This is a genomic window from Verruconatronum alginivorum, assembly GCF_056590205.1.
Genome location: NZ_JBWPVQ010000001.1, coordinates 5854958 through 5867401, shown reverse-complemented (window position 1 = coordinate 5867401; position 12444 = coordinate 5854958). Strand labels below are relative to the sequence as shown.

At 57.5% G+C, this 12444-nt stretch carries 9 protein-coding genes; 7 read left to right on the top strand and 2 right to left on the bottom strand.

The features are described from left to right. Nucleotides 1–341: 341 nt before the first annotated feature. The 4 genes from ACWUI2_RS21720 (at nt 342) to ACWUI2_RS21705 (ending at nt 4644) form a co-directional block, all read left to right on the top strand. Complete coding sequence (locus ACWUI2_RS21720; protein ID WP_486984943.1) at nt 342–1247, top strand: helix-turn-helix domain-containing protein; 906 nt, start codon at nt 342–344, stop codon at nt 1245–1247. A gap of 791 nt (nt 1248–2038) precedes the next feature. Then, nucleotides 2039–3364, top strand: a complete 1326-nt coding sequence (gene ltrA / locus ACWUI2_RS21715; protein ID WP_486984942.1) for a group II intron reverse transcriptase/maturase — start codon at nt 2039–2041, stop codon at nt 3362–3364. A 159-nt stretch (nt 3365–3523) separates the two neighbouring features. Beyond that, a complete protein-coding gene (locus tag ACWUI2_RS21710; protein ID WP_486984941.1) occupies nt 3524–3742 on the top strand; it encodes a hypothetical protein in 219 nt (72 codons plus the stop codon). Nucleotides 3743–3810: 68 nt separating this feature from the next. Further along, nucleotides 3811–4644 carry a hypothetical protein gene (locus tag ACWUI2_RS21705; RefSeq protein ID WP_486984940.1) on the top strand — a complete coding sequence of 278 codons (834 nt, stop codon included), beginning with the start codon at nt 3811–3813 and terminating at the stop codon, nt 4642–4644. A 389-nt stretch (nt 4645–5033) separates the two neighbouring features. On the opposite strand, the gene ltrA (ACWUI2_RS21700) is transcribed toward ACWUI2_RS21705, so the two are convergent. Then, entirely contained in the window at nt 5034–6359 is a 1326-nt protein-coding gene (gene ltrA / locus ACWUI2_RS21700; protein ID WP_486981817.1) for a group II intron reverse transcriptase/maturase, read from the bottom strand. A 622-nt stretch (nt 6360–6981) separates the two neighbouring features. On the opposite strand from ltrA (ACWUI2_RS21700), the gene ACWUI2_RS21695 reads away from it, so the two are divergent. Further along, a complete protein-coding gene (locus ACWUI2_RS21695) occupies nt 6982–7326 on the top strand; it encodes a hypothetical protein (protein WP_486984939.1) in 345 nt (114 codons plus the stop codon). Nucleotides 7327–7329: 3 nt separating this feature from the next. Beyond that, entirely contained in the window at nt 7330–8406 is a 1077-nt protein-coding gene (locus ACWUI2_RS21690) for a hypothetical protein (protein WP_486984938.1), read from the top strand. Nucleotides 8407–8752: 346 nt separating this feature from the next. Here ACWUI2_RS21690 and ACWUI2_RS21685 read toward each other — a convergent pair whose 3' ends face one another. Further along, entirely contained in the window at nt 8753–10654 is a 1902-nt protein-coding gene (locus tag ACWUI2_RS21685; protein ID WP_486984937.1) for a sulfatase-like hydrolase/transferase, read from the bottom strand. Nucleotides 10655–10869: 215 nt separating this feature from the next. Here ACWUI2_RS21685 and ACWUI2_RS21680 point away from each other — a divergent pair, with 215 nt between their 5' ends. Continuing rightward, on the top strand, nt 10870–12444 hold the full coding sequence (locus ACWUI2_RS21680; protein ID WP_486984936.1) for a sodium:solute symporter family transporter: 1575 nt from the start codon (nt 10870–10872) through the stop codon (nt 12442–12444).

Here is a 12444-nt window from a genome sequence, read left to right as displayed (position 1 = left end):
GGCGACAGTCGCACGCCCGGCAGCCATCCGACGGTCGAAGCTCTTCTGTACGCTCGAAAAGCTCCGCGGGGACGCGGAGCACTCCAAAGAGGCTCCGCCTCGGAAACCAAGTTTCATTCCATGTTGTTCCCCGGCGCAGCCCGGATGTTGGCTACCGTGATTCTCTCCAAACCTGGAAAAATGAACCTGATCCCCGCAGTTGATCCAGCCACGAAAAAGCACAAAAGACTCGGAAGGGGCGAGATTACTTTCATCCATTGAATGGATTGAGCTCTCCTAATGAAACTCATGTTTTTGCGTGTTTTGTACTTTTTCGCGGCTGGATATCGCAGTTCTAAAAAATGAATACACTCCTTCCAGACCCAGGCGGTCCGCAAATCCGGGAAGGATTCGCTTCTCAGCGGTTGATCCGGCGGTCGACGGAGTGGAGGCGGGCGGCCATGAGTGGTCCGGTATCGCGTGAATTCTGCATCACCGACATCGGCCACTTTCCCGAAACACGTTTTCATTGGGTTGACCGGAAGGAGGGCATTCCCGAGCACATTCTGATCTACAACCGGACCGGGTCCGGCCGGGCGTTCATTGGAAACAGTTCCTGGACGGTGCCTCCGGAGCACATCCTGATCATTCCGAGAGGGGTGGCCCATAGTTATGGCGCCGACGGATCCGCTCCCTGGTCGATTTATTGGTTTCATTTCGCCGGAAATCAGTCGGATCAAATCCTTGAGTTGCTGCAAATCTCCCGGGAACGTCCGCTCCTCTCCGTTCGCCGGATTGAAGGGTTACTGCCGTTGTTCGAAGCCACCTTGGAAGCCGCGGCGCAAAGCCCTGCTCCCGAGAACGCCTCACTGCTCACCGAACATCTGCTCCGCATCGCGAACGCTTTGCGGGGAAGTATCCGGGAGAAAGATCGTCCCGTCCCGCGGATCGACGCCCGGGTCGAGGCGGCCTTGAGTTTCATGCGAGCCAACCTGGAGCGCCCTTGCACCCTGGAGGAAATCGCCCGGGCGGCCGGCCTTTCGGCGCCCCAGTTTTCGAGTCTGTTCCGGTCCCACGCCGGATCGTCCCCTTTGCGGTTCTTCACCCGTTGGCGCATGCAACGCGCCGCCCAGCGGTTGATCCGGACCGACGCCTCGATCCGCGCCATCGCCGAATCGATGGGCTACGAAGACTCCTTCTATTTTTGCCGCGTCTTCCGCCAACACGTCGGCCTCTCCCCCCGCCAATATAGGCAACACGTAAGCTGAAGGATTTGGCTGCATCCAACGCGTCACATTGAACGTTCGATGCGCCACCGTTACCGGATAGAGCGTCACAGCTCAATTAAAACGCGAAGCAATCGTAAATCAACGCGAAGCAATGAGGGATCAACACGAAGCAGTGCTCGATCAATGTGAAGCAGTGACAAATCAAGGCGAAGCCAGGGCTATTTCATCTGGTCGATTTGCTGGAGGCCCGCCTTTAGGCGGTCCCCACCTCGACTCAAGTTCCGGCTTCAGCCGATTTTCCGGATGCCCGGACCGCATAAATGCGGAACTCGTGCGTCATCAAGTCGCAAACGTCTGACAGGTGCGAGACCTGTTCCGGGCAAACCGTGCGCTGCCCGCGAATCGAACCGAAACTGCGTCGCCGCGAGGCGGGGTGGAGAGCAACGGAAAGAGAGAATGCAGACCATAACGAAAGTGAACCTGATACGGCCGTCATGCGGGCCGAGCCTGCGGGTTGTTGAGCGAAGGCACGCGCGACGAATGAGTCGCGACTCATGGAGGGCGGATCCCACGGCAAAGCCCTGCCATGGCTGCATGGAGGTGGTTGGGGATAGTATGCATTCAAGGACGTCTGCGATGAAGATGAGAGATCTGATGGGAAAGGCCGACCTGTGTCCGACACCGTCCCGGAACGAGCGCGACCGGGTTACCAACGCTCAGCCAAATCGGACGTCCCGTCGCCCATCAGAAGTCAGAGTCCTCATAGGAGCGATGATCCCGGGTAACGCCGGAGTAGCAAAGGAGGGCAGGAAGATGAAAGGAAGTCGCCCATGACCGAAGGACCAACCCCGTCGCAAGTGCCGGAAACGGCTATTCAGGACGGACAGGCCCGCGAGTTGCGCAAGCGGCTCGGAGCCGACCCTTTGGTCTGGACCGATCCCATGCTGGCAGCCCTCAAATCGGGGGTGAAGGGAGGCAAGTGGTTCAGCCTCAAAGACAAACTCTACAGCCGTCGCACGCTGCAACATGCCTGGCATATTGTGCAAAGCCGCAAGGGCGGTGGAGGAGTCGACAAGATCAGCCTGCATCAGTATGGCGAGCAACTCGACCTTCGGTTGGGCAAGCTGGAAGCCAAACTCAGAAGCGGGCGATACGAACCGAACCCGGTGAAACGAGTGTATATCTCGAAACCGGGAAGCAAAGAGAAACGCCCCTTGGGCATCCCGACCGTGGAGGACCGCATCGTCCAAACGGCGATGTTGCTGGTGATCGGACCGATCTTCGAGATCGGGTTCTCGACCCACAGCTACGGTTTTCGTCCCGGACGCGGCTGCAAAGACGCGCTTCGGGAAGTGGACGGACTGCTCAAAGAGGGCTACGAATGGATAGTCGACGCCGACCTCAAAAGCTACTTCGACACGATCGACCACGACATGCTCATGGCGCTTGTGCGCGAAAAGGTGGCCGACGGGATGGTGCTCGATTTGCTGGAATCCTACCTGAAACAAGGAGTGGTCAACGAACTCAAGGACTGGGAACCGACGGAGAAAGGCACGCCCCAGGGAGCGGTGATCTCACCGCTGCTGGCGAACCTGTATCTGAACGGACTCGACCACCTGCTCGCTGCCCGGGGCCACAAGATGATCCGCTACGCGGACGACTTCGTGGTTCTCGCGCGAAGCAGGGAGGAAGCCGAAATGGCCCTCGCCGCGACCTCGGAATGGACTCGCGGGCGCAAGCTTACGTTGCATCCCGAAAAGACGCGGTTGGTGACCCATCGGGAAGGCTTTGAGTTCCTCGGTTACCGTTTTGAAAACGGAAACCGCTATGTCCGGCAGAAAAGCCTGACGAAGTTGCGCGCAACCCTGCGACCGAAAACCAAACGAACCAAAGGCGTATCGCTGAAGGCGATCATCAAGGAGATAAATCCGGTGCTGGTCGGGTGGTTCGGGTACTTCAAAGACGCCCACAAGAACACCTTCGTCTGGATGGACGGTTGGGTGCGGATGCGTCTGCGCAGCATCCTGCGCAAGCGTGCCGGGCGCAAAGGCCGCGGTCGCGGACTCGACCACCAGCGCTATCCGAACAAGTACTTCGCCGAGATGGGATTGTTCAGCCTTGAACGAGCCCATCGGGAAGCGTGCCAGTCTCGATAAAGAGCAATCATCAACCGGAGAGCCGGATGCGGGAGATCTGCACGTCCGGTTCGGAGGGAGGGGCGGGGCCTCGGCCCCGTTCCTACCCCTATCAACAAGAAAGATAGGTTTGCCATCCGGCCTCGACAAAGGTGACAATCCTGCAATTCCAACGAGCCCATGATCAAACCGGCCTGCATCGCCTTGCTTCTTTGGATCCTCCTGTTGGGGGGATTCATGATTCCGCATCGGACCAGCCAAACCTGGGATCTCCATGTCGCCTTGATTCGCAAGGGTGGAAAGCCGGTCTATCCCGGCAACGTCCATCTTTCGCCGGTGGGCGCGGACATTGCCCTGGAATTACAACAAAATAGAGTATATAAAAATATCATTCAATGAAAATATACTATTTCGAAGTGGTTTCAGCTTTCTAACATCGCTTACGGCATTTTTTGAGTTTAATAAATATGCGGGTGATTATTCTTATATTTATGCTTGGTTCTCTCTCCTGCACAATGCAGGAGGGAGTTTTGGATGATCCAGAAACATTATTTCCAAGTTCGGTTCTTATTGATACATCGAAGGGTCATGGAGTTCATTCTTATTGGTATAGAACAAACATTGATTTCGTCGAAGTTAGGAATACCCTCGATAGCACGTTGGGAGATCGGTGGGTAGTGAAATCTTTTCCGGATGAATTCGACCGTGAGGTAAAAGCTTTCGACGTCGGCATGACGGATCATTTGATTGGGCTGGTGAGATACGTTGATGGTCGGAAGACAATGAGGGAAATTCATGCTTTTCTATTTGAATCCGACGAAACTGGTGATGGCTTTCAATTTACGTTGATCTTAAATATGCGAGATCCTGAGATGCCTTCTGTCAATATGGATAAACCGAGGGAAAATGTAAACCGATGGAATAGGCGTCAGGATTTTCCAAGCATGCCTATAGCAGAGCAAATCAATGAGGCGAGCGTCATTCTTGATATCGAATATCAAACACGGCCGGATGGGCGAGTTGCGAGGATCGTCAAAGAGGTATTAAAACAATCTGACGATCCTGGTTTTCAATATACTGTGGGCGAGGAGATTTCCTCGTTTCTGCCTGATCCCGAGGCCTCCTACGGGGATGGCGAGGTCGCTTTTTTCGTTGATGTATTTGAAGGAGAGGAGCCTATCATGATGCTTTCCTTGAATTACAAAGCCGAGCGGATCCAGGGTTTGGAAGATATGTCGCTGGCGGTTTTGCGTGAAAGGATACGGGAACAAACGGTGCCTGGTGGAATCGGTCGCCGTTGAATTGCGGGGATTCCGATACGGCGGGTGGCAGATCGCTGACGTCGTTTGCGGGATAGGCGTGATGGAGGGCAAAAAGAGGGCGGACGCAAAATTTCAATATTTTGGAGTTCTCCGCCTGGATTGCGACCTTTCGGGCCGCGAAGAACCGATGTTCGATAGAATCAGTTCCCCTGGAAACGGGTTTAACAGAAGGGAGCGAAGGAAGCAGAAGCAACGGTTCGGTTGTTTCGTGAAATTGGCCGCAGAAGGGCGCGGAAGGTTCAAAACCGGAAAACGTGAGATGCGTCTGCCCTGTTGATAGGGGTAGGAACGGGGCCGAGGCCCCGCCCCTCCCTCCGAACCGGACGTGCAGATCTCCCGCATCCGGCTCTCCGGTTGATGATTGCTCTTTATCGAGACTGGCACGCTTCCCGATGGGCCCGTTCAAGGCTGAACAATCCCATCTCGGCGAAGTACTTGTTCGGATAGCGCTGGTGGTCGAGTCCGCGGCCGCGGCCTTTGCGCCCGGCACGCTTGCGCAGGATGCTGCGCAAACGCATCCGCACCCAACCGTCCATCCAGACGAAGGTGTTCTTGTGGGCGTCTTTGAAGTACCCGAACCACCCGACCAGCACCGGATTTATCTCCTTGATGATCGCCTTCAGCGAAACGCCATTGGTTCGTTTGGTTTTCGGTCGCAGGGTTGCGCGCAACTTCGTCAGGCTTTTCTGCCGGACATAGCGGTTTCCGTTTTCAAAACGGTAACCGAGGAACTCAAAGCCTTCCCGATGGGTCACCAACCGCGTCTTTTCGGGATGCAACGTAAGCTTGCGCCCGCGAGTCCATTCCGAGGTCGCGGCGAGGGCCATTTCGGCTTCCTCCCTGCTTCGCGCGAGAACCACGAAGTCGTCCGCGTAGCGGATCATCTTGTGGCCCCGGGCAGCGAGCAGGTGGTCGAGTCCGTTCAGATACAGGTTCGCCAGCAGCGGTGAGATCACCGCTCCCTGGGGCGTGCCTTTCTCCGTCGGTTCCCAGTCCTTGAGTTCGTTGACCACTCCTTGTTTCAGGTAGGATTCCAGCAAGTCGAGCACCATCCCGTCGGCCACCTTTTCGCGCACGAGCGCCATGAGCATGTCATGGTCGATCGTGTCGAAGTAGCTTTTGAGGTCGGCGTCGACTATCCATTCGTATCCTTCCTTGAGCAGACCGTCCACTTCCCGAAGCGCGTCTTTGCAGCCGCGTCCGGGACGGAAACCGTAACTGTGGGTCGAGAACCCGATCTCGAAGATCGGTCCGATCACCAGCAGCATCGCCGTTTGGACGATGCGGTCTTCCACGGTCGGGATGCCCAAGGGGCGTTTCTCTTTGCTTCCCGGTTTCGAGATATACACTCGTTTCACCGGGTTCGGTTCATATCGCCCGCTTCTGAGTTTGGCTTCCAGCTTGCCCAACCGAAGGTCGAGTTGCTCGCCATACTGATGCAGGCTGATCTTGTCGACTCCTCCACCGCCCTTGCGGCTTGCCACAATATGCCAGGCATGTTGCAGCGTGCGACGGCTGTAGAGTTTGTCTTTGAGGCTGAACCACTTGCCTCCCTTCACCCCCGATTTGAGGGCTGCCAGCATGGGATCGGTCCAGACCAAAGGGTCGGCTCCGAGTCGTTTGCGCAACTCGCGGGCCTGTCCGTCCTGGATAGCCGTTTCCGGCACTTGCGACGGGGTTGGTCCTTCGGTCATGAGCGACTTCCTTTCATCTTCCTGCCCTCCTTTGCTCCTCCGGAGTTACCCGGATTCATCGCTCCTACGAGGACTCTGACTTCTGATGGGCGACGGGACGTCCGATTTGGCTGAGCGTTGGTAACCCGGTCGCGCTCGTTCCGGGACGGTGTCGGACACAGGTCGGCCTTTCCCATCAGATCTCTCATCTTCATCGCAGACGTCCTTGAATGCATACTATCCCCAACCACCTCCATGCAGCCATGGCAGGGCTTTGCCGTGGGATCCGCCCTCCATGAGTCGCGACTCATTCGTCGCGCGTGCCTTCGCTCAACAACCCGCAGGCTCGGCCCGCATGACGGCCGTATCAGGTTCACTTTCGTTATGGTCTGCATTCTCTCTTTCCGTTGCTCTCCACCCCGCCTCGCGGCGACGCAGTTTCGGTTCGATTCGCGGGCAGCGCACGGTTTGCCCGGAACAGGTCTCGCACCTGTCAGACGTTTGCGACTTGATGACGCACGAGTTCCGGCTTCAGCCGGTTTTTTCGGATGCCCGGACCGCATAAATGCGGAACTCCAACAAAAAAGATCGGTTTGCCATCCGGCCTCGACAAAGGTGACAATCCTGCAATTCCAACGAGCCCATGATCAAACCGGCCTGCATTGCCTTGCTTCTTTGGATCCTCCTGTTGGGGGGATTCATGATTCCGCATCGGACCAGCCAAACCATGGCCTTTCCGGAGAATTTATGGACCGCGTCCGGGCAATGGGCCAATCCATCCTCTAAGGTCGAGTTGATCAGATGGAAGAGGACGAACTACGGATACCCATGGAGCTGGCTCGTTTACGACCGGGGAATCACCGAACCGGCGTGGTATCTGAGAGTGGATTCGAAGTATCTGCTGTTCTACATTGTCGTCTCCACCACCATCTCCACCGGGGCTTTCATGGCCCTCGCTCCACTGCGAAAAACCCAAAAGGAAGCCTGAACCATGACGAATATCGGATTCCTTCGGGGGGGTGTTTTCCTCCTCTTCGTCTTCTGCTTAACGAGCGGTGTTCTCACGAACCTCCATGCAAACAGGGGCAAGCTTGAGAACATCGAGCTTTGGATAGAGGCACGGGAGGAATATTTCGCCGACGCCAGGAAACCGACACGGCCCTATCGCGTGGATGGTGTCCGGGGCAAAATCGTCGACCCCCGCTTGTATTCTTGTCCGAATCCCGAGTGGCTTTTGGTGACCTTCGGGGAAAGTTACGAGAACACCACCGGCTGGGATCTCCATGTCGCCTTGATTCGCAAGGGTGGAAAGCCGGTCTATCCCGGCAACGTCCATCTTTCGCCGGTCGGCGCGGACATGGCCCTGGACTGGATTGACGAGACCACTTTGGGCATCTTCTACCGGGCTGGCTATTATCCGGACCTGCGAAGGGGGGAGGCGGTTCGTCCGAATCCGTATTTCGAATACGAGAAGGCGGTTGAGGGATGCTCCGTTCGCTTCATCGGCGTCGAAGCCAGGGAATTCGATGAAAGGCGCTGGAATATGGAGGCGAGGAGGATGGTCCCGCAAGAATGGATGAATCCACAGGCATTCACCCATGAAGTCCCGGAAAGGTGGCAGTTTCAGTTCGACGGACGCCAATGGATCGTGGCCGCTCAGCACGTGCGACCAGACAACCATGCAGAACGGATCTATGTTCCTTACGGACAGACGAGCGAGATCTGGCGGGAAATGGTCACCAGTTCGCGAATGGAAGGAACCTTGGAGCAACACCTCCGCTACTTCGACCTGTTGCGTGAGTATTCAGAGCGAGAATGTTCCGGATTCAAGGCGTCGATAGGCGATCCGGTTGACGAGGGTATCTTCATCGAATGGAGCCATGACGGTTGCCAGGGGATGGCTCCCCAGTATTCCATGCATCGTCTCATGCAAACCTCCGCAGGCGTGTTGGCGTTATCCTATACCGCGAAGACAAGGGAAGCGGGGAAAGAGAACCTGGCACCTTGGAGGGAGATCCTTCGCATGGCTACGGTGGTTGACGGAAAGGAATGGCGCAACGACCGGTAGGAATAACTGAACGAGGGGTAGGAACGATGGAATGACGGGTAGGAACGGCAGAACGGTTGGCAGGAACGATCGAATGACCGGTAGGAACGATGGAATGACCGGTAGGAATGATGGAACGAGGGGTAGGAATGCTTGAACGAGGGGTAGGAATGACTGAAGCGGTCGGTAGGAACAACGGAATGAGGGGTAGGGGGATAAAAAAGGGGTCGGCGGAGCGTTCTGAGCGCGGATTGCCGCTGACGGTGGAAACCCTACAGGTGGAGGTTGCCGTTTAATGGCGCCGGGGGAGGCGTTCTCCAGGGCGGCTCAATGAAGTCGAGGCTTCTTCGCTACGGGGGATCTTGATTCAATTCTCCGAGGATGGACCGGGGGCGGTCCGGAGATAATCCAGGCGATTGTTCAATTGGATCCTGCGGATCTGGCGTCTTGGTTCGATCTGGTCCGGATCGATCTGGTAACCGCGGAAGTCGCGGAGGTAAACGATCGTGTTCAATGCCAGCAACGCGTCGGGGGTGTTGGTCGCTTTCCGGACCACATCGTAAAGGATCGGCAGGGGATCGGCTGTTCCGAGGACTCCGAGAAATTCCGCCGCGCGCACCCGGACCGCCGGGAGATCATCCGTGGTCAGCTCTTGCGCCCGTTCCTGGAACTCCGCCGCCTCGGCGCCGAATACCGCGCACACCGTCAATCCCCAATAACGCATCCATGGATCGTCCGAATGAAGGGCCGACTCGAGCCGGGCGCGGGCTTCCGCGAACCCGATCAACATCAGGTCCGCCACCCCGAGGAGGCGGGTGATCCGGGTGGTGTTCGTTTGCGCGAACGCCCGGGGATCCTGAACCGCGTGTTCGAGGAGATAGCTTTCGAAAAACAGACCGAGATCCGGCAGGCTTCGCATCCGCTGACGAAGCCGTCCGCGGAGGTCGAGCAGGATCTCGGCGTATTCCGGGTCCCCGGCGAGATTGACCGTCTCGTGCGGATCGGCCGCGAGATCGTAGAGGGCTTCGGCCTGACGCGGTTGATAAAATTGACTCTGCACGTCGTTCAGTTCGCCCGCTTCGTAAAGTTCCTTCCATTCCCCGAAGGCGAGTTGCCGGTCGCGGTAGACGTAGGTGAGCGCGTCGGGATAATGGGGCAGAAAATGGCGGATGTATTTGAAATTCCCTTTCCTTAAGGCGCGGACCTTATCGTATTTTTCGTCGAATCGGTCGGCGTAGCTGAAGGTTTCATCGCGGTCCTCCACCTGCCGGGCGGTTATATCCGGTCCGAGAAACGGTTTCCCGTCCAGGTGTCCCGGCAGTCCGACTCCGGCAAGGTTTAAAACAGTCGGCCCGATGTCGACGAATTCCACGAAACCGCCGACGCGGCTTCCGGGTTCGAACGGGGAAAGATGTTGAAACTTTTCGGGGATGTAGACCACCAGGGGGACATGCAATCCTCCTTCATACAGGTGCCCCTTGCTCCGGGGAAGGACGCCTCCGTGGTCGCCGTAATACATCACGATCGTGTTGTCCCGGAGACCGTGTTCGTCCAGTTCGGCCAACACCTCCCCGACGTTGGCATCGACCAGGAGATGACGGTCGAGGAAGCGGGCATGGGTGTAACGCATCAACTCGGTGTCCGGCAGGTAGGGAAAGACTTCGATGGCGTCCGGGTCGTGGGTGGTCGGTTCGGCGCGAAACGTTTCTTCGTCGAAGTGCAGGTTTCCTTCATGGGTTTCCGGACCGGTCTGGACGACGTAGAAGAAAGGGGTTTGGTCGTCGGGGCGGCTGCTCCAGTGGGCTTCGTTGCCATCCTGGTCCCAGATATCGCCCTCGTGGGCGTTGAAATCTTTCTTTCCCCGCTTGACCGTATGGTAACCGTCCTGGCGGAGGTAATACGGATACATCTCCCAGCCCGAGGGAAGGGTGACATTTTGGAACCGCCGGTGATAAGCGGTGGCGATACGGGGGGCATGCATCGCGGTGATCAAAGTCGTGCGCGCCACGGAGCAAACGGGAGCGTTCGAGAAAGCGCGGTCGAAGGTGACTCCGTTCGCGGCGAGTCCTTCGATGTGGGGGAGACGGGCGCCGCCCGGATGGAAGTGCTCCATGAAATGAACCGAGTTGTCCTCGGAAACGACGATGACGATATTCGGCCGCTCGGAAACCGGAGCCGCGTCTCCGGTCAACGGTCCGCCCAGCCAGGCCGCGGCCATGGCCGAGCCGCCCAGGATATACCGCCTCCAACGCCGTTCGCCGTAATGCATGGAGCCGATTGTAACACCGCCGGGCTTCGGGTGGGAATGGAAATTTCGTTGGTAAAACTGGAGAATCTTATGCCGTCCCGGCGGGGGATCCGGTCGCCGGACGCGGACGCACCTGCCCAAGTGCGCCCGATAATATTCTCCAGATTTTCGAGCAAATGCTCCATTCCAAAAGCCGCGTTGCTCAAGGTATAATCGTCCTCGGGAACCATCAAAATATGCAGATCACTCCATTCGATATCGCCTTGTTCGTCGGGTTCTTCGTCCTGGTCGTTTCCTTCAGCCTGTGGAAAAGCCGGGGAATCGCCGGTCATCGCGCCGACACCTCCGACTTCTTCCTGGCCGGGCGACGCCTCACCTGGCCTTTGATCGGAATCTCCATTGTCGCGGCCAATATATCATCCGAGCAGATGGTCGGCATGTCGGGGGCGGGGGCGGGGGAGGTCGGGCTCGCCGTCAGCGCCTGGCAATTGATGGGGGCCGTCTTCATCGTCCTGGTTTCATTCACGCTGTTGCCGCGCTTCCTGCGGGCCGGCATTTACACCATGCCCCAGTTTCTGGAGTTCCGTTACAACTCCACAGCGCGGGCGATCATGGCCGTCTTGACGGTGGTCATCTATGTTGGCGTATTGCTGACCGCCGTTCTCTATACCGGGGCGACGGCGTTAAACGTGATCTTCGACATCCCGACCACCCGGGCGGTTTGGATCATCGGGGTGATCGGAACGATTTACGCCGCTTCGGGCGGACTCAAGGCGATCGCTTACGCGGACCTGATCCAGGGGCTGGCCCTGCTGGCGGGAGGTTTGCTGATCTTCTTCGTCGGCCTGAACGCGGTCGGCGGTTGGACGGCGTTCACCACCGAGCACGCCGACAAACTCCACATGGTTTTGCCGATGGATCACCCGGATCTTCCCTGGCACACGATCGTATTCGGAATGTGGATCGTCATGATCTATTACTGCGGCCTGAACCAGTTCATCGTTCAACGGAATCTTGCGGCGAAAACCTTGAAGGATGGTCAACTCGGAATGATATTCGCCGGGGCGCTCTGGCTGCTGGTGCCGTTTGCCATCGTCATGCCGGGGATCATGGCGGGCGGTCTTTATCCCGAGGCGCTGGCTGGTCAGTCCGACCGGGCTTATCCGATGTTGATCCGGGAACTCGTCGGACCCGGGATCCGCGGATTCATATTCGCCGCGATCGCCGGGGCGATCGTCAGCACCTTGGCGTCGATGCTGAACTCGGCTTCCACTATTGCCACCATCGATGTTTATCAGCGGTTGATCTCCCCGGGAGCGAGCCAGGTTCAATTGGTCCGTCTCGGGCGGATTTTAACGGTGACCTTCGTCGTGATCGCCTGCTTCACCGCGCCGCTGCTGACCGACGGGGTCTTCATGTTCATCCAGCAATTCCAGGGATTCATCTGGCCGGGGGTCGTGGCTGCCTTCCTCGCGGCCTTTCTGCTTCCCCGCGCCCCTGGATCGGCGGGGGTCGTCGCGCTCTTGCTCGGACCGGTGCTCTACAGCATTTTCCAGACGCTGACCAAACAAGGACTGTTCAGCGGAGTGTTGGCCAAACCGCTTTTCCAGATGCATTTCCTGATGCAGGTTCTCTGGTGTCTTATCATCATCTTCGCGGTGATGGGTGCGATCACCGTTTGGCGGCCGTTGAATGAACCGAAAACCCTGCCGGTTCGCGAAGCGATGGACGTTCGAACCGAACCGGTGGTCAAAGTCGCGGGAGGCGCCGTGATCGCCGGCGTGGCGCTCTTTTTCATCATTTTCTGGTAG